Here is an 18,749-nt window from a genome sequence, read left to right on the forward strand (position 1 = left end):
TGGCAGTTACACAGAATTTGGGATGGTCTCATATCCAGCTATCACAATGATGACTGCCATGCAAAAAATTGATCCCCCTCTCAACCATTCGGCAGCTATTTTTTCTTGTTTTGCGCTATCTGCATACTCTGAGACAATCACTCTGCTTGCTGCATTACCTAGAAGCTGATCTAACTGAGCATTCTTATCATTAATAGCTTCTAGCTCTTCTTCGTATGCTACTGATATGCTCTTAATTTTACTATCGTATATACTTTCTAATGACTCTATTTCTTTTTTTAACCACTTAGCTTGACTCTCGCTTTCAGCTAATAAGTTTGTAATTTTATGCTGATGCTTTTCAAACTCTTTATTTGTTTCTCTTAATTGCTTCTTGAAGGATTTGTAGTCTTGCATATCACTCGATATCTGCACACGAGCTTCATTTGATAAAGATACAGTTAAAATTGGTGAGTTTTCTATTGTTTTTCTCAGTTCATAAGAAATACTTTCTAGCTTATGAGCTAAAGCCTTAGTTTCTTCATCTACATCAATTTTCTTTAAGTTTTGACCAAATGCCGCACCATAAACACAAACGATTTTAGCCGACTCAGCTATTTTTTCTGGACTATTTCCATCTAAGGAAATCTTATAAACTTCGTAATTTGCCACAAATCTATCAATGTAATCTCTAATATCTTTCGATACAGGTCTATTACCAATTCCATCTCGAACTTTGTTAAATAACTCTAATATATTAGCTATACCATTTTCGAACTGTAACAGCATATCTTCCATAGCACTTCCAATCTATATACATAAATCGATAATTATATATCAGTTTGAGTATACGAAATCCAATTAGTTTAACTAGGTAAATAATTACTTAAGCAAACTGCCACCTTGAATTGCCGTTTAAAGGTCACTTTTTAACATTTTCGCGGGATAGCTAAGAGGTTATTGATATTAATAAACAAACAAAAAAGACGCTGTAAATAGCGTCTTTTTTGTTTGTTGCTATAATTAAAATTATATATTGCGCACCACAATTGATGGTATACGTGAATACATAATTAATGATATGCCGTTAGATATCAACTCGACGGCCAACAGTATGCCAAGAATATACGTCGCTGACTGCGGATAACTGGTAAATATCATGATAGCCAATATAATCGAGAGCAGACCTGAGAGTAATATTGGGATAAAAGCCACTGTCCGACGTAGACCGAAAGCAACAACAACTCTGACTAGACCTGTTGCCATAAATAAAATAGCAATTACCATGGTCAAGGTTAATATGCCTTGCAACGGATCTTGTAATAATTCAATACCAATCAATACACCAAGTACACCGCCGATAGCAGCCAGCACTTTTCCAGTGGTACTATGTGCTCGAAACAAGGCGATAAACTGTAACACACCCACTAAAAGAAAGATAAAACCTGCTAACTGCTCAGCGGCCAAAGTGGCGCTAAGAGGATTAAAAAATGCAAAGATACCGCCAAGAATACTAATGATGCCAATGACTAACCATAATGTACGATTCATAAGACGACCTTATTTTACATTTAATAGAAAATAAATTATATCGCAAACCTTACCTTGTGTTGTATAACGGTAGTAATATCTTCGAGTAGTCCTGTTAATATCAGGGTGTGGGCATTGATTTGTGGTCACAAGCCTGCTAACTGATTGTTCCACTGTTGCCGCGTCATGTTATACAGTACATGCTCAGCCAGCTGATGGTTAGGGTCAAGGGCTGGATGGTAGAAGTTGGCGCGGGTATTCATCATACCAAGGCGCTCCATAACCAATTGCGAGCGCTTATTGATAACCGCTGTGAATGACACAACCTCATCGAGCGACAGCTCAGTAAAAGCGAAATTCAGCGCCGCACGTGCTGCCTCTGTAGCATAGCCCTGTCCCCAATAATCTTTATGTAGTCGCCATGCAATCTCGACAGCAGGGGCAAAAGACATATCTGCGTGGGTATCATTCAAGCCAACAAAACCGATAAAATCATCATATGTTTTGGTGCTATCTTTTAAACTGACGGCCCAAAGCCCCCAGCCTTGATTAGCAATAAGCTGCTGGCATTTACTAGCGATGATGTCACTTACTTTAGGCGTTAATAACTTGGGAAAATACTTCATTACCTCAGGATCAGCATTTATTTCAGCAAAAACAGCAAAGTCACTTGCTTGCCATTGCCTGAGGTAAAGACGTTCTGTTTCTATCACATTTATCATTTTTATCACTTATGGATTGACACTATTAATACTATTTATCCAGCCAGCCTTTTTGCTTGGCATGAGCAAGTTGCTCAGGATTATCGATATCATAGCTCAGTTGATTATTAACAACGGTACTTATCTGACTGGGCTTCAATTCTCTAATTAAATAACGCAGCCCTTTATCGCCTACCAGCAATGATTGCCACTCTCTGAGTAAATCACAATCAATCGTTAAAGGTAAACCGATAATATTTTGCTTTAATGCAGTGGCAGCAGACGTTTCATTTAAATTCATATTATTTGAATACTGCCAGCTACCATAAGCACTTGCCACTACAGACCGCTTACCTGCCAGCAGTCCCATTAAATGCTGCTCATCGAGTAAAACTTGATCAACACCCATAATGACGACGCGCTCGATTAATGAACTTGTCAACTGCGTGACTGCCTCAATAGCCAAGGTCAAACTATACGCCATACCTATTTCAGGCGTAGAATTTACGACTATTTGAATCATAGAGTACTGAAAAGCCAATTCATTCATCGCACTGGCTATTAATGGCTGATTATCAGGAATGACTATAATAATTGCTTGCGGTTTTGTAGAAAGTGCAAGTTTAGTCATGAAGCAAATTAAGGGTTCGCCATCTTTACACAGTAACTGTTTTGCTTGACCTAAACGCAGGCTCAGTCCACTGGCCAAAATAATGATCGCATGGTTTGGTGACTTTGATAGATTTATTGGCTTTAGTTGCGTAGATGCTAAAATAGATGCGTCGCTGCTCATGATAAATTTATCGTGGCACGAGCACTTGTAGCAGTCGTCTCTATAGAATCAATATGCGTAGAAAATAGCGTTGTAAAGTTAGTATTTGAAAGATGAGTGTCTGAGTTTTCTGCTGATAGGTTTTGATTATGCACGACCGCATTGACTTGTGCCATGATACCCAGTGCTAATGCTTCAGGACCATCGCCGCCCAGCTTATAGCCAATCGGATAATGCAGTTTTTTGATACCTAGGTTTAAAATGGCAGGGTTTGCAAACCTTGTACTAATTTCTTCGATTAAGCGCTCGGTACGGTAGCGTGGCCCTAGTTGTCCAAGATATTTATAGTGATTAGCATGCTCTAATAATACGCCAAGGCGAGCACGGTCTTGGCTGAGACTATGCGACATCAAAGCAACGGCAGCATTTTTACTGAGTTTTAGTAAAGTGTCACTATCATCTAACGCCAGTACCATCACTCTATCTGCCTGAGGAAAACGCCGCTGCGTGGCATATTGCGCTCGACTGTCTACCACTGTCACATGCCAATCTTGCAGCTTTGCCATCGTAACTAGCGGCATCACATCATTGCCAGCACCACAAATCAGCAAACGTATCTGTGGTTGTAGGCGCTGAATCAGCCATTCTGTGGTACCGTCTTCGCCATCCACTTTAATATATTTAGCACTATTATCAAATATTTGATATTTCGCTAATACGTCAACAGTATGGATAGCTGTGCTTGAAGCATTAGATATCACTTTATCTGAATTATTAGCGGCGATAGCGGTGAGTTTTCCTGACTTGATATAATTATCTAGGTTAAGACGCACACCAATTTGAAGTTCAGAGTTTGAATTATTTTGGGTATTAAAATGGATTGTAGAGCGAATTAAAGTTGCTACCGTTACCGGCTGCTGAGACTGACGAACCTGACTGATGACATTTAACAAAGGTATTGCCGTTGCCAGCCTTTCAAACAATACGTGTACGCGCCCATTACAGCCTAATCCAAAATTTAACTCGTCCAAATCAATATCTTGTTCATCGTATTTATTGTCTGTGCCCTTATTATCATTGCCTCTATCAAAGTCAAAACCCTCTTCTGATACGCTCGCTCGCACATTACCATTTTCAGCATACTCAATATCATCGCCTGTTTGATAGACTTGCACGTTTGCACCTTGACGCGTGAGCCAAAAAGCACGTTTAATAATATGTGGCTCCAAGCAGCCGCCGCTAATCATTCCAACCGAACGACCATCTTCACAGATGAGCATCATCGCGCCTGCGCGGCGATAGGCTGACCCTTCGGTACGCACGACGGTTGCTAGTACAGCGTCAACCTGTTGTTGCTGAGCCTCGCATGCCAGCTTAAGAATATCAGCAATTTGATTCATAATGTCTCTTATATACTAGCTATCATTGATGTCCATATACGAACTATATCCATCATGACCAACTTATAAAACCAGTTTATAAAACCCGCTAATGACTACAATTAGCGGGTTTATATTGTCCATCTATTTGACTAAAAACCTACTCTGGTAGCTCATAAAGTAATTTGTCGAGGGTAATAGGAAAGTCATAAACTCGTACACCCACGGCGTTGTAAACGGCATTAGCAATAGCAGCGGCAGCACCGGCAATGGCTGTTTCGCCAATACCTTTTATATGCATTGGATTGGTGTAAGGATCGTCCTCTTCTACCAAGATAACATCAAGCTGAGGAACATCCGCATTGACTGGGACATGGTATTCTGCAAGATTATGATTACATAGCCGACCGTCACGCTTATCATGAATAACCTGCTCCATCAATGCAGAACCAACACCAAATATCATACCGCCATAACACTGTGAGGTCGCGGTTTTGTGATTGAGGATACGCCCTGCTGCAAAGGCGCCTGTCATACGTTTAACGCGTATTTCACCAGTCACTCGGTGTACAGCGACCTCGGCAAAATTAGCACCAAATGACGCTTGGCGATGACTTTTTGCATTTTTACCCGGTGCAATTTGACCTTTGGCACTGAGTTTTTGGTCATCATATTGAGCGACGATATCGGCTAATGAATGAGTCTGGAAACTACTAAAGTCATATTCTTTCGATTCAGTTAGTGGGATTCCAGTTATTTCAGCTAACTTATCTTTTAAATCAGCCACTTTATCTACGATGTTATCGCTCAAACCTGCTACTTTTTCTTTTCCTGCTTCTATAACGGTTTCTACCACTGTTTCTACAAAATTAGCATCATGCTCACCTATCTGCTTAATTTGACCGTTATCCAGCTGAATGGTGTCAGGGTATAGACCGACTTTTTCTGCGATCATTTCACGTAGCTGCTGACAAGCAAGGTAAATACTACTGCCTGAACTGGCAGCGCCCATACTGCCCCCTGAGCCTACCGCAGGTGGCAAACTGGTATCACCAAGCTTCATTTCAATATGATCTATTGGTAGCCCTAATAAATCTGCAGCAACCTGAGTAAATACGGTATAAGAACCTGTACCGATATCGGTCATGTCTGTCTCAATCACAGCTTTGACGCCTAGTGCTTTTGAGTTATCTATTTGCAGGGTCGCCCGTGCTTCTGATGGCGCTAAGCTGTTGCCGCGAGCTGCCGCTGCCATACCCATACCCATCCACCAATCACCTTCTAAGCGACTGGCAGGCTTAGCATTGCGTTGATTCCAGCCAAACTGTTCAGCCGCTTGATCCATGCAGGCAATAAGCTTACGCGTGGAAAACGGGATGTCTTTACTAGGATCTTGCTCAGGCTCATTACGACAGCGTAGCTCGACAGGGTCTAGGTTGAGTTGCTCTGCTAATTCATCCATCGCACACTCAAGGGCAATCTGTCCGACTGCTTCGCCGGGGGCACGCATCGAGCCTGACAATACTTGATTCATATCTACTTGTTGGTAATTGACTCGGCGATTGTCACCGCGATACAGATAATGCGTAGAGAGCGCTGCTGGCTCAAAAAAGGCCTCTCCTGACAAATTACTAGAGACCGTCTCATGAATCATAGTGTCGATAATACCGTCTTCACTACAGCCAATTGCGATGCGTTGACGCGTGTTTGAGCGTCTAATCGTTGCCTCCATTACTTGCGGACGTGTCATAGTGATTAACACGGGACGACCCAATTCTTTTGCGGCGAGTGCGGCGGCTATCGATTCTGGAGAAATTCCCAGCTTGCTACCAAAACCCCCACCGACATAACGAGCGATTAATTGTACATTTTCTGGATCCAAATCTAACGCATCAACGATTTGCTTTTTGCACGAAGAAAGCATTTGATTAGACGAATACATAATCAGCTTCTCACCTTCCCAGTGAGCAAGCGTTGCATGTGGCTCCATCGCTGCGCTGTTTTGACTTGGGGTATGATAAAAGCGATCAAGGGTTACTGCAGCATTTGCGAGGCTTTGTTCTGGATTACCCTTTTCTGAATTTTTATCCGAACCTTTTTTTTCATTAACCTCATGAGCATTTGGCAGCTCTGTCGTAAAGTTCAATGCCGCCTGCTCAGTCTCATCTTCATAAGTCACTTTGAGTGCTTTTGCACCTTCGGTCGCCGCCTCAAACGTCTCAGCGATAACAACCGCTATCGGCTGACCATGATAAAAAATCTCACTGACGCCTTGTTTAGGTGATTTAGTTGCACCGCCCTGTTGTGCATTGCGTAAAAAGTGCTCAGGATCAGTAACTACTTTAATAATGTTGGGAATACCCTCTAAAGAGCTGCTATCAATTTGCTTAACGCGTCCTTTGGCAATCGTTGCGCTCACCAAAACACCATAGGCTTGATTGTCTAAATGAATCTCTGCCGTATAAGGCGCTTGACCACTGACCTTGAGTGACCCCTCAACTCGGTTGATGGGCTTACCCACCAATTTACTCGCTGTTTTATCAAAAAGCGACTCAACTGGTGCATTCATCATCATCTTTTTGGTCGGTTCTGACGGCAATACTGAGTCCAATAATGACATGATTATGCTCCCTTGCCCGCTAATGCGCGCTGAATAACTTGTTTGAGTAGACGACGGGTCAGTGGTATTTTAAAATCATTTTGACCGCTGCCTTTGGCATCTTTTAGTAATAAGTCCGCCGCTTGTTTGATCACATCATCATTACCATTAGTGCCCGTTAGCAATGCCTCAACGGCTTCGTTGCGCCATGGCTCAGTACCAATACCGCCGAATGCTAGGCGCACTGTGTCCAAACGCCCATTATCAGTCACGTCGATTATCGCGGCACAAGACACTAAGGCAAAAGCATAGGACGCGCGATCACGCACTTTGTCATAAGTGTGTATACCGCTGACAGGCGCTGGCAACACCACATGGGTGATAAGCTCACCAGACTCTAAAACATTTTCGATATGTGGCGTGTCTTTTGGCAAACAATAAAAGTCTTTAATCGCGATTGTACGCGTTGAACCATCCGTTTTTAACGTCTCAATAGTGACATCTAATAAGCGCATCGCGACAGCCATATCAGATGGATGTTGAGCAATACAGGACTCGCTAGTACCCAAAATTGCCAACGTACGATTTTCACCATTGATAGCTGGGCAACCAGAACCTGGGTTGCGTTTATTGCAGGCGCTGTCTGTCTGATAAAAATAGTAGCAACGCGTACGTTGCAATAGATTACCGCCCGTCGTCGCTCTATTGCGCAACTGTCCCGTCGCACCTGCCAAAATCGCCCGTGATAACACTGGGTAATTGGCAATGACCTCAGAATGCGCGGCCAAGTCGCTATTGGTCACTAGCGTACCGATGCGTAGGCCACCATCTGTAGTCTTCTCAATTTGTGCTAATGCTAAGCGAGTGATATCCACCAGCTTAACTGGCGTCTCAATCTCTAACTTCATTAAGTCTAAAAGGTTGGTACCCCCTGCGATAAATGAGGCGTCTTTTACGCTAGCAGATTGGGCTGCCTGCTCTGGCGCGGTAGCACGGCTATATTCAAAGCGTTTCATGAGCGACCTCCTGACGTATTACTTATAGTGTTATGGTTCGTCGTTTGGCTTCCTAATTGCGCTTCACTAGGTGGTGGCGACCAAATACCCGTCACCTCTGATTTTTGTACTGCGTCAGTTTTAGATGAGTCATTCATTTCATTTTCTAGTACTTGTGAAATGGCCTTAATAATATTGGGATAAGCAGAACAGCGGCAAATATTGCCACTCATACGCTCAGCGATTTCCTGCACCAGTAATCCATCAGGATTTTGCAAATCTGTAGTGACATGACTGGGCCAGTTTTGTTTAAGTTCATCGATGAGCGCTGTTGCTGAACAAATTTGCCCAGGGGTACAGTAACCACATTGAAACGCATCATTATCTTTAAAGGCTTGTTGTAACTCCGATAATGATTCGGGCATGCCAATACCTTCAATCGTGGTAATATCATCACCATCATGCATGACAGCTAATGTCAGACAAGCGTTAACCCGACGCCCATTGATAAGTATGGTACAAGCGCCGCATTGACCATGGTCACAGCCTTTTTTAGGCCCCGTAATTTTGAGGTGCTGGCGACAGACATCGAGTAAGGTCGTGCGTGAATCAAGATTGTCGAGCTGATAATCTTGCTTATTAATGGTTAAGTTCAAGGTAGACATGCTGGCTTCTCGCTGGCAGATAATCAGAAAAAATAGGGTTAAACGCTTCTTAAAAGTCGCGCCAATCGATTTATTATGACTTATTAGAAATGTCGATTTGTTTTCACTTTGTAGTTATTACAGTGTAGTTTTTAATCTATGAAAACTTTACTTCTCACTATTTTATCTCGCTTATTCATTATCAATTCTGTAAATGAAACTCAAACACTTACTTTATTAGCAAAAAAAATAGCGCTATAAACAGGCCGTTTATAACGCTATTTGAGTTCAATATAGTCAGTTAAAAATACCAGTCGGGCATTATGCTTTAGTAATTATGCTCGCTTCACTCAATCGAGATTTTGGCAAATCGGCATTAAAATCGTCTTCACTACGATAACCAAGTGAGATAACGGCAACAGCTGTGTAGCCTTTGCTACGTAGCTCAAACTCTTCATCGAGTGCCTTTAGATCAGCGCCTTCCATCGGTACGGCATCAATGCCTAAAGTAGCAGCACCCAGTAATAATGCACCCATATTTAGATACACTTGCTCGACCAGCCAATGTGGCTCGTCTTTTTGCTCATAACGACGAATGTCCAAAAACATCTTGCGCACTTGATGTATTTGCTCTTTGAATTTTGGTTCTGCGAAGCGACCATCCGTATCTTCTTTATCCAATACTTCATGCAAAAACTCATCATCAGCATAGATACGACTACAGAAAATGATGACGTGTGAGGCATCTTTCACCTTTGCCGTGTTGAAATCAAACATCCCTTGCGTACCTTTTGCGATACGTGCCTTGCCAGCCTCATCATCAGCGATCACAAAATGCCAAGGCTGAATATTAGTGCTTGATGGGCTAAGTCGTAGGATATCCTTTAAACTTTGAAAGTCTGCTGCTGATATTTTTTTATTGGCGTCAAACTCTTTGGTGCTGTAACGCCAGTTCATGGCTTCAGTGATATTTTTCATTTATGACTCCAAGATTTTTAGTACCGCCACTTTAAGCAAAAACCCGTTTGATGACCGTTACAGATTGGTTAAGTAGTCACCTATTTTGTTATTACGTTACTGATGATTCAGTGCATCGCTGAGTTATTTGAGCAGGTATTTGAACAGTTATTTAAGCAGATACTTATTAGACGGACACTCATTAAACAGTAACTTAGACGATATTGTAATCGTTCCCTCATTCTCTTAGCATTAGTTAATTAGTATTGATAATGAGCATTGATTTATAAGGCGGTCGACCACAGACAGCTTATATAAAAAATAAATACTGAATTAGGCAGATAGATATGGAACATTCAAAGCAGTTATTCTCAGAGCAGCCACTACGCATCGATATCGTCTCAGACGTTGTTTGTCCTTGGTGCGTCATTGGTTACCGCCAGCTGGCAGAAGCCCTCAAGCAAACCAACACCGAACACGAGATTCACTGGCATCCGTTTGAGCTTAATCCAAATATGCCACGCGAAGGACAAAATATGCGTGAACATATTATGGAGAAATATGGGTCGAGCAAGCAAGAATCTGATGCTAGCCGTGCTCGATTAATGGAAGCGGGTAATGAGGTTGGCTTTACGTTTAACTTTAACGATGACACGCGCATGCACAACACGTTCAACTTGCATCAATTGCTGCACTGGGCAGATCAGCAAGGTCGCATGCATGACTTAAAGCAGGCGTTATTCGTCGCTCATTTTACCAATGGTCGCAATATTTCTGACAATGCCGTGCTTGCTGATATCGCAGCAGAGATTGGACTAGATCGTGATGAGGCACTAGCCGTGTTAGCAGACCAAAGGTTTGCTAAAGAGGTGCGCGCAGAAGAGCAACATTGGCAACAACAAGGCATTCAAAGCGTCCCAGCGGTAATTTTTAATAAGCGTCATCTGGTTAGCGGTGCACAAGGCGTGGAAAATTTCAAGAATATCTTGCAGCAGTTGGCTGACTTGCCAGACTAGCTTCTCTGAAAAATTTTTTTTGGCAAGATTTCGTTTGCTATTCCTAAAAGGATCCCTTATGTCCTCTGATAAATCCCTTCCTATTATCGTGTTTGATGTCAATGAGACGCTACTCGACATTACCACTCTTGAACCATTATTCGCTCGCCTATTTGGCAATAAAATGCTACTAAGAGAATGGTTTGCGCAATTGGTGCTATATTCGCAAACCATGACGTTATCAGGACTTTATACGCCTTTTGGCGAGCTTGGCGTCAGTGCCTTACAGATGACCGCTGATATTCATAACGTTAGGCTGATAGATAGTGATGTCGACGAATTAAAAGAGCGTATGAGCAAAATGCCTGCTCACCCTGATGTAGTTCCAGCATTAACCAAGCTGCGTGAGGCAGGGTTTCGACTGGTGACGTTGACCAACTCAGCAAATAGCGCTTCCCCGACCCCACTTGAAAAAGCCGGCATCAGCCATTTTTTTGAACAGCACTTTAGTGTTGAGCAGGTAGCAAGATTCAAGCCTGCACCTGAAACCTACCAAATGGTCGCTCACGCATTGTCTATTGACGTATCGGGTTTGTGCCTTGTCGCTTGTCATCTTTGGGATACGATTGGCGCGCAAGCAGTTGGCTGCCGAGGGGCATTTCTCACGCGACCGCACAATGCTTTATTATCAGCGCCAAACGTTCCAGCGCCAGACTTTGTCGCAGCAAATCTAACCACGCTTGCCGAACAGATAATTTTTTCCGCTCAAAAATAATTGCCAATACCAAAAAAATGCCGCCCTATATAAGGACGGCGTTTTTGGTTTAGCATACTGCTATTTTATAAGGCTAAATCTATAATCACTATTATTAATAATGATTTTTAAAAATGAATAACCGTACGAATACTTTCACCTTTATGCATCAAATCAAACGCTTCGTTAATATCTTCTAATGGCATGGTATGGGTAATGAAATCTTGTAGTGGAATCTCACCAGCCAAATAACGCTCAACATAACCTGGTAATTCACTGCGACCTTTTACGCCGCCAAATGCTGAACCGCGCCAGACACGACCAGTCACTAACTGGAATGGGCGAGTAGAGATTTCTTGTCCAGCACCAGCGACACCGATGATGACCGACTCGCCCCAGCCTTTATGGCAGCACTCAAGCGCTGAACGCATGACATCGACGTTACCGATACACTCAAATGAATAATCAACGCCGCCATCAGTCAATTCAACGATGACTTCTTGGATTGGCTTGTCGTAGTCTTTTGGGTTAATACAGTCAGTCGCGCCAAGCTTTTTAGCCAGCTCAAATTTGCTCTCATTGATATCAATGGCAATGATACGACTTGCTTTTGCCATTGCAGCACCGATGACCGCTGATAGACCAATGCCGCCTAGACCAAAGATAGCAACAGTCGCGCCCTCTTCGACTTTTGCCGTATTCATGACCGCACCCATACCAGTCGTGACACCGCAACCCAATAAGCAGACTTCTTCTAATGGTGCTTCTTTGTTCACTTTTGCCAAAGAAATCTCAGGCAACACGGTATATTCAGAGAAGGTTGAGCAGCCCATATAATGATAAATAGGCTCACCATCTTTATAAAAACGCGTAGTGCCGTCTGGCATTAAGCCTTTACCTTGGGTCTCGCGTACCGCTGAGCACAAGTTGGTTTTGCCTGAGGTACACATTTTACAGACGCCACATTCTGCTGTGTATAAAGGAATGACATGGTCGCCAACTTGCACACTGGTGACGCCTTCGCCGATTTGCTCAACGATACCGCCACCTTCATGACCTAAAATCGCTGGGAATACGCCTTCTGGGTCTTCACCAGATAAAGTAAAAGCGTCAGTATGACAGACGCCGCTTGCCACGATTTTTACCAATACTTCGCCTTTACGGGGCAGCATGACATCCACTTCTTCGATAGATAGTGGCTCATTCGGGCCCCAAGCAATGGCGGCTTTTGATTTAATAAATTTATCTGACATCGTTATCTCTCTTTTTAATTCATTTTATGGGTTATTAAGCGCAGCCCTCTATTCAGCTTATCTTGCTTGTTGAATGGAGGCAAGCGGCAGTTGTAGCAGTCTGTAAAGCTTTATACTGACTATTATAGTTTTTTCTATAGCGATAACAATGTGCTATATTTGCAAATATCTTTTACACAGTGGTAATAATCATGCGCTGGGATGGTATTAGCGAATTTGTTTATGTAGCAGATTACGAAAGCTTTACGCGCGCGGCAAAAGAATTGGGCATTTCTACCGCGCAAGTCAGTCGGCAGATAAGCGCGTTAGAGAAGCGACTGAATATTAAACTGCTGTATCGCACGACGCGTAAGGTATCACTGACTGAAGAAGGTCGCGTGTTTTATCAGCATTGCCGCGGGGTGCTCGATGGCTTGGATGCGGCTGAGCAAGCAGTGAGCAATTTACAATCAAAGCCTCAAGGTAGGATTAAACTGACCGCTCCTGTCACTTATGGCGAGCAGCAATTATTGCCATTGATCAATGATTTCATGGTGCAATATCGCGATATCGAAGTGACGGCATTTTTGAGCAATCAAAAAATCGACCTCATTGATGGCGGTTATGATTTGGCGATTCGTATCGGCAAATTAAGTGATTCGACGATGATGGCAAAAAAGCTCAGCCGTCGTACCAACTTCGTTTGTGCTGCGCCCGCTTATCTCGAAAAATACGGCATGCCACATTCTTTGAGCGATCTGAGTCAGCATAACTGCTTACTTGGCACGCGTGACTATTGGCACTTTATAGAAGATGGCAAAATAGATTCTGGAAAAAATGCTGATAAAGAAAAAAACCTGCGCGTGTCTGGCAGTGTCCAATATAACAGCGGTCACAGTCTAGTTGATGCTGCGTTAAAAGGTCTGGGTATCGTGCAGCTGCCTGATTATTATGTGCAAAAATACTTAGCATCAGGTGAGCTGGTCAGCTTATTGAATAACTATCGAGAGCCTGAAGAAAGTATCTGGGCCATCTATCCACACAACCGTCATTTATCGCCAAAGATTAGACTGCTCGTCGATTATCTAGCAGAGCATTTGGTTTAGCTATGCGTTTTGGCTTAGGCATTTTTTAAGGTGTGTTGCAATGCGAGGCTTTACTATGCGCGGTTTATTACGCACAATGCTACTAAGCACAAGGAATATTATGGTTCACACTAAATATTCGATGTTGTCAGCCATCATTTGCTGAATAAACAATGACAATAAAAGGACTTTTCATGCTTAAGATTCTCTCTATCGCTACCCTAGCTTTGGCCGTATCGTCTTGCGCCAGTGTGGGAAATATTTTAAACGCGCCTGATAAGATGCCATCAACGCCAGCAACGATGACTGCTATCAATGCCGAAAAAGGCTTGGTTACGCTGCAAAGCAATCATTCCGTGCAAGATACTGCTGATAAACTGGCGGCAATTATTGAAAGCAAAGGTATGAAAGTATTTGCACGCGTCGATCACCAAAAGAATGCCCAAGGTGTCAATTTAACATTAAGACCGACGCAAGTGATTATGTTTGGTAATCCAAAAGCGGGTACGCCATTGATGAATTGTGAGCAAAGCGTCGCTATCGACTTACCACAAAAAATCCTCATCAGTGAAGATGCTGATAAAAAAGTTTGGTTGTCGTACAATAATCCTGAATATCTCAAAGACCGCCATAATATCGAAGGCTGTGATACCGTCATTGATAATATCTCAAAAGCATTAAATGCGGTCAGCACAGCAGCGGTTGCTAAGTAATACTACACTCAAAAAACACGACCTAAAAAAACAGAAAAGGTGGGTTAGCCAAAACATAACCCACCTTTTTATTTGTTTATGCATTTATTACAAACAATCGGACTGTGCTATTTGTGTATGTAATTCTACTCTTAGCTTCTTTGCACACTCGATAATTTTTCTTCGATCGGCAGGAATTGCACCATACTCAATCGCTGTTTCTCGCATCTGCACAGTGACATCATAATGCGGATAGCTGGCGTTACGGTGAAACAGGCGCGCATCTAATTCAATCAATGCTGCAAAATCATGCAATTCTTGTAATGTATCAGCTAATAGATGACACCACTTATAGCCTTTAAATTCTATTTGCATAAAATCCACATATATCGCCATACATCCTACCTTGCCTATTCATTTTTTGTCCTGAAGCATCAATCAGCTTCAACAATAGGAAACACTCTGTCGTAAACCCAATTAAAGACAAAAGCATATACCAAATAAAATGTCGCCATAGCGATATCCATTTTAAAAGCATCCCACAAACTGATATCCAAGTACCAAGCAATGGCAGGTAAAAACAGCACCAGCAAACCACCTTCAAACAGTGCAGCGTGTAATATTCGTATAGGAACTGTCTTTTTTACATCACCACGTAGTTTAAGCAGGGCATTATCAATAAGATATTATAAAAATAATTCCACACCGTCGCGACGATAGAGCCTGCCAATGCTATTACACCCATTGAATGCAGTTCAAAGCCAAATACCCAACTTGCTAGCGGTGCAAAAATCAATAGACCGATGATTTCAAACCCTAAGGCATGGCGAATACGGTCTTTAGTGCTACGCATGGTTTGTTCCAAATTTATCTATCATTTGTCCGCTCACTATCGCTAATAACTGTCGCTAACAAGTACTGCTAGTTAATAAGTACTGCTGGCTAAATGGACTTATAATAAATCGTGTACATTTTTTTTCAGCTGCTTAAGTACTTTCTGGTATCCATTGTCATTGATTTCAACGGTACTTAAACGTCCATAGCGTAGCTGACGATAATCTTGTCTGATTTGCGTGATTTTTTCTTGAATAACGTCAGGATGATCACTGTCCGTTAATGTACTAGCATTACTTGTCTTAGCTTCATCATTGACATTTGTATCATTGCGACTATCAATAGCACTGGCTAAGCGCTCAAGCCATGCTAGCTGTCCCTCGCTATCGGTACGAGCTAATGATTTATCTTGCTTAGCTATACGCTGTGACAGCTGCATAAGTGGCAAATCTGCTGGATGCCAGTGCTTGCGGCGTCGATACCAGATGATAAATACCAAAATAACCATGACCGTAATAGCACTCGCCGCCAACCAGATAACTTGCTGCATGATAGATTTGATATTGAACCATTTAAGCAATGAGCCAGCTTGCTTATCCTTATCATAGCCAACGACGTCTTTTTGCCAATAATAACTGGCTTGATCTGAGAAACGACGTAAGGTTTGTAGCATTTGATACTGTTGATAGTTAAACTGCGCACCTGCACCATCACCAAACATTGCTGCGCCTTGAGACTGTGTTAGCGCATCCATCCCTTGCTCCACACGCTCAGGAGCAACAAAGGCAGTGGGATCAACACGTACCCAGCCTTGACCTTCTAGCCAAACCTCAGTCCACGCATGCGCATCCTTCTGCCGCACTTCCCAAACATCACCGCCACGACTTAGCTCGCCACCTTGATAGCCTGCCACGACTCGTGCTGGTACGCCAGCTGCGCGCATCATAAAGGTAAAGCTTGAAGCGTAATGCTCACAAAACCCTGCCTTGGTATTAAACAAAAACTCATCAATACGGTTATCATTTAACCGTGGCGGCGATAGTGTATAACGAAAGTCCGTTCGATTGATCCAGCGCTCAATAGCCACCATATAACGCACAGGATCAGAGCCTGACTGCGCAAAAAGCTGCTTAGCCAATGCTCGTGTTTGTGGATTACCCTCACTTGGCAATGCTAGATTTCGACGCCTTGAGTTATCACTGAGTATAGGGTCGATACGCATCGACGAGAACTGTAATACGTTATAGCGCAATTGCTGCGTAATAGGTTGGTTATTTAATAACGTGAAATTTGAGGTAGTACTAATATTTGGTTGATTGGTAAACGGGTAATCAAGTCCAAATAACCAGTTTTGTTGGGTAGGTTCTAAGATAATTTGATAGCTGTTTGGTGCTACTTGCTCGGCTTCAGGAACGGTAGCAAACACGTTTTCAATCCAAGTGGGTCTTTGCGATACCGATTGCCACTGTCGCTGCTGAGGGCTAGGACGCCAAGTCACCCCATCAAAGTCACTAAATACCAAACCGCGCCAATAGAGCTGCTGCTGTGGTGGGCGGTCATTTTTAAACTCTACCCGAAATGCCAGCTCAGTTGATTGTCCCAAATTAGCAAAATCACCAGGTGACATACTGTCGGAGACACCCGTGGTTGCTTGCTGACCTGAGAGCTGAACGGACCATAGCGGTGGTAAACGTGGAAAAAACAAAAACAACACCACCAATAACGGTAGCGCACCAACACCCAGCACACACAAAGTACGCAGACGACCATCACCACGAGCATTGCCATCATCGTTTAATGCAATGAACGCGAGCAACACGATAATCGCACCAATCGCAACTTCTAAAGTCGTAAACAGTCCTTGATCCATCAAAAACAATGCCGCCAGTACAAACAATGATAGGTTTAATACCACATAAGCATCACGCCGTTTATACACCTCCCACAGCTTGCTAATGAGACATAGCACTAAAAACGCCACGCCCATATCCAGTCCAAACGCTGTATTGTAAGTCAGCCATAGACCTGCCAGCCCCAATAAAAAGCCGAGCATTTGCATGCCTTGATAGACACGTTTTAAATGCGCTATTTTTTTGAACTTAGCTTTTATAGACGGTAGCTGGGCGGCGATGCTGACCACCGCAAAACCTATCAACCAAAACGGCAGATGCGCCGCATGAGGTAAAATAACGGTAATTTGAGCAATTAGTACCCAATAATAAGCAGGTAAGGCGAATAGCTTACGAGTCCATTTTGCAGCGCTATCCTGTAGAACACGATCAGTGACGTTTTGACCCAGTGCCAACTGCTCAAAGCTTGTGGGACTTGTTTCAGGAAAACCTATAAATGTGTTTTCAGCTTCCTTTGTAGGGATTTTTTTTGAGTTGGTCCTATTAGTCATTGTGCTTTCGCCAACCTTAGCAAGCACGCTTGTGCAAAACTGTCGCCTTCACCCATTGGTGCAGTAGAATGGGTGTCATTGGGTAAGCGCATATGAAATATCACGCCCAGCTCACCTAATTTCATCGCCCCATACGCCAGTTGTGCCAGTTTTTGCTCATGATGTGCTGCTGGCATATCCGCATAATCCAACGTTTGCTCATGACCGACTGGATCAGCAAAGTGCTTGGTCAACATGCCTTGACCACGTGCTACATGTCCCCACGACACCCGTGCCAGAGACTCGCCTTCAACGTAGTTATCTAGCCGCTCAAAATCATCTTGACCTTGCCGATATTGCCCACCTGTTGGCAAATCCTCCTGACTGGCAACGGCATATTGCGTCTGCCAATCAAACACTTCAGGTTTTGGATAGACCCAAGCAGTACGGGCAAAATAAACATAGGACCACGCCTGCATAATACCCAAAGGATAAACCGTTTTAATTTTTAAGCGTGGTAATTCAAACTGCCCACGATTCTGCGTCGGTACTGGCAAGCGAATAATTTGCTCGCCTTGCAGTCGTGTCACAAGTATCGACTGTTTATTATCAGCACCATGTTTGATTTTTTTATAGGCTTTTTTATCTGTTTTATTATTAGGCTTGCTACTAACCTTGTCATCAGCCTGCTCAAAGCTAAATAACAACTGTCGTCTTGGTTGACGGCTCTCACTGCGCAACTGTAAAGTCACCCAAACAGGCGCGCCCGCTTCTGCCATAGTCACTTCAAGCAAACGTACTTGCAGACCTGAAATGTGCGCAAAGGTTACATGAAAGCTGATAAGCCAGACGCTGACCAAATAAAAACATAAACCTAACACCAAGTTATTGCCATAGTTAATGCCAGCGATAAAGGTGATGATTAATAACACTGCATATAGCGTCCCTTCACGGCTAAAAAAGATATAGACGTTACGCAAATTGAGGGGGGCGCTATCGCTTTTGGGCGCACGCGAGGCAAACCAACGGCTTAATGTGGAAGTGGCTGGTACGGTTAAGGCTTTTGGCAAAAAGCTCATGACTACACTATCCTTACCATAAAATTGATACTCTCATTCACAATTGGTGATAGTTTTAAAACAAATACGCCATGAGACAACAAGCAGCTAAAAAATAAATACTCAGATAATAGTGATTGAAGTAACAACTATTTAAATAACC

The 18,749-nt window shown here is 43.0% G+C and carries 19 protein-coding genes; 4 read left to right on the top strand and 15 right to left on the bottom strand.

The features are described from left to right. Positions 1–6 precede the first annotated feature (6 nt). The 9 genes from JMW85_RS11845 to nfsB form a co-directional block, all read right to left on the bottom strand. A complete protein-coding gene (locus JMW85_RS11845; protein ID WP_201581917.1) occupies positions 7–777 on the bottom strand; it encodes a hypothetical protein in 771 nt (256 codons plus the stop codon). A 231-nt stretch (positions 778–1,008) separates the two neighbouring features. Further along, on the bottom strand, positions 1,009–1,530 hold the full coding sequence (locus tag JMW85_RS11850) for an HdeD family acid-resistance protein (protein WP_201581918.1): 522 nt from the start codon (positions 1,528–1,530) through the stop codon (positions 1,009–1,011). Positions 1,531–1,655: 125 nt separating this feature from the next. After that, positions 1,656–2,231, bottom strand: coding sequence for a GNAT family N-acetyltransferase (locus JMW85_RS11855; protein ID WP_201581919.1), 576 nt, complete (start codon positions 2,229–2,231; stop codon positions 1,656–1,658). Between the two features lie 31 nt (positions 2,232–2,262). Continuing rightward, positions 2,263–3,003 carry an NTP transferase domain-containing protein gene (locus tag JMW85_RS11860; RefSeq protein ID WP_201581920.1) on the bottom strand — a complete coding sequence of 247 codons (741 nt, stop codon included), beginning with the start codon at positions 3,001–3,003 and terminating at the stop codon, positions 2,263–2,265. Next, entirely contained in the window at positions 3,000–4,382 is a 1,383-nt protein-coding gene (locus JMW85_RS11865) for an XdhC family protein (protein ID WP_201581921.1), read from the bottom strand. The genes JMW85_RS11860 and JMW85_RS11865 overlap by 4 nt, the downstream gene beginning before the upstream one ends. Before the next feature lie 139 nt (positions 4,383–4,521). Further along, complete coding sequence (locus tag JMW85_RS11870) at positions 4,522–6,981, bottom strand: xanthine dehydrogenase family protein molybdopterin-binding subunit (protein ID WP_201581922.1); 2,460 nt, start codon at positions 6,979–6,981, stop codon at positions 4,522–4,524. 2 nt (positions 6,982–6,983) lie between these two features. Beyond that, entirely contained in the window at positions 6,984–7,976 is a 993-nt protein-coding gene (locus tag JMW85_RS11875) for an FAD binding domain-containing protein (protein WP_201581923.1), read from the bottom strand. After that, positions 7,973–8,620: a 2Fe-2S iron-sulfur cluster-binding protein gene (locus tag JMW85_RS11880; RefSeq protein WP_201581924.1), complete on the bottom strand. Its 648-nt coding sequence runs from the start codon at positions 8,618–8,620 to the stop codon at positions 7,973–7,975. The genes JMW85_RS11875 and JMW85_RS11880 overlap by 4 nt, the downstream gene beginning before the upstream one ends. Positions 8,621–8,920: 300 nt before the next feature. After that, entirely contained in the window at positions 8,921–9,577 is a 657-nt protein-coding gene (nfsB, locus tag JMW85_RS11885) for an oxygen-insensitive NAD(P)H nitroreductase (RefSeq protein WP_201581925.1), read from the bottom strand. 326 nt (positions 9,578–9,903) lie between these two features. Here nfsB and JMW85_RS11890 point away from each other — a divergent pair, with 326 nt between their 5' ends. Together JMW85_RS11890 and JMW85_RS11895 are read left to right on the top strand one after the other, a co-directional pair. Beyond that, complete coding sequence (locus JMW85_RS11890) at positions 9,904–10,572, top strand: DsbA family oxidoreductase (protein ID WP_201561012.1); 669 nt, start codon at positions 9,904–9,906, stop codon at positions 10,570–10,572. A 58-nt stretch (positions 10,573–10,630) separates the two neighbouring features. After that, entirely contained in the window at positions 10,631–11,326 is a 696-nt protein-coding gene (locus tag JMW85_RS11895) for a haloacid dehalogenase type II (protein WP_201581926.1), read from the top strand. 107 nt (positions 11,327–11,433) lie between these two features. On the opposite strand, the gene JMW85_RS11900 is transcribed toward JMW85_RS11895, so the two are convergent. Beyond that, positions 11,434–12,558 carry an S-(hydroxymethyl)glutathione dehydrogenase/class III alcohol dehydrogenase gene (locus JMW85_RS11900; RefSeq protein ID WP_055124643.1) on the bottom strand — a complete coding sequence of 375 codons (1,125 nt, stop codon included), beginning with the start codon at positions 12,556–12,558 and terminating at the stop codon, positions 11,434–11,436. 191 nt (positions 12,559–12,749) lie between these two features. Here JMW85_RS11900 and JMW85_RS11905 point away from each other — a divergent pair, with 191 nt between their 5' ends. Further along, positions 12,750–13,643, top strand: a complete 894-nt coding sequence (locus JMW85_RS11905; RefSeq protein ID WP_201581927.1) for a LysR family transcriptional regulator — start codon at positions 12,750–12,752, stop codon at positions 13,641–13,643. A gap of 173 nt (positions 13,644–13,816) precedes the next feature. After that, a complete protein-coding gene (locus tag JMW85_RS11910; protein ID WP_201581928.1) occupies positions 13,817–14,335 on the top strand; it encodes a DUF302 domain-containing protein in 519 nt (172 codons plus the stop codon). A gap of 87 nt (positions 14,336–14,422) precedes the next feature. Here JMW85_RS11910 and JMW85_RS11915 read toward each other — a convergent pair whose 3' ends face one another. The 5 genes from JMW85_RS11915 to JMW85_RS11935 all read right to left on the bottom strand — a co-directional run bounded on the left by JMW85_RS11915 (position 14,423) and on the right by JMW85_RS11935 (position 18,607). Further along, positions 14,423–14,710 carry a DUF4031 domain-containing protein gene (locus JMW85_RS11915; RefSeq protein WP_201561016.1) on the bottom strand — a complete coding sequence of 96 codons (288 nt, stop codon included), beginning with the start codon at positions 14,708–14,710 and terminating at the stop codon, positions 14,423–14,425. A gap of 38 nt (positions 14,711–14,748) precedes the next feature. After that, complete coding sequence (locus JMW85_RS14460; RefSeq protein ID WP_201561023.1) at positions 14,749–14,994, bottom strand: PACE efflux transporter; 246 nt, start codon at positions 14,992–14,994, stop codon at positions 14,749–14,751. After that, the gene (locus tag JMW85_RS14465; RefSeq protein WP_201561017.1) at positions 14,958–15,167 is read right to left on the bottom strand and encodes a chlorhexidine efflux transporter; all 210 of its coding nucleotides are present in this window, start codon (positions 15,165–15,167) and stop codon (positions 14,958–14,960) included. Before JMW85_RS14465 ends, JMW85_RS14460 begins: the two co-directional genes overlap by 37 nt. A 99-nt stretch (positions 15,168–15,266) precedes the next feature. Further along, complete coding sequence (locus JMW85_RS11930; protein ID WP_201561018.1) at positions 15,267–17,549, bottom strand: transglutaminase family protein; 2,283 nt, start codon at positions 17,547–17,549, stop codon at positions 15,267–15,269. Next, positions 17,546–18,607 carry a DUF58 domain-containing protein gene (locus JMW85_RS11935; RefSeq protein WP_201581929.1) on the bottom strand — a complete coding sequence of 354 codons (1,062 nt, stop codon included), beginning with the start codon at positions 18,605–18,607 and terminating at the stop codon, positions 17,546–17,548. Before JMW85_RS11935 ends, JMW85_RS11930 begins: the two co-directional genes overlap by 4 nt. Positions 18,608–18,749 lie beyond the last annotated feature (142 nt).

It is taken from the genome of Psychrobacter glacincola, assembly GCF_904846075.1.
Classification (GTDB): domain Bacteria; phylum Pseudomonadota; class Gammaproteobacteria; order Pseudomonadales; family Moraxellaceae; genus Psychrobacter; species Psychrobacter glacincola_C.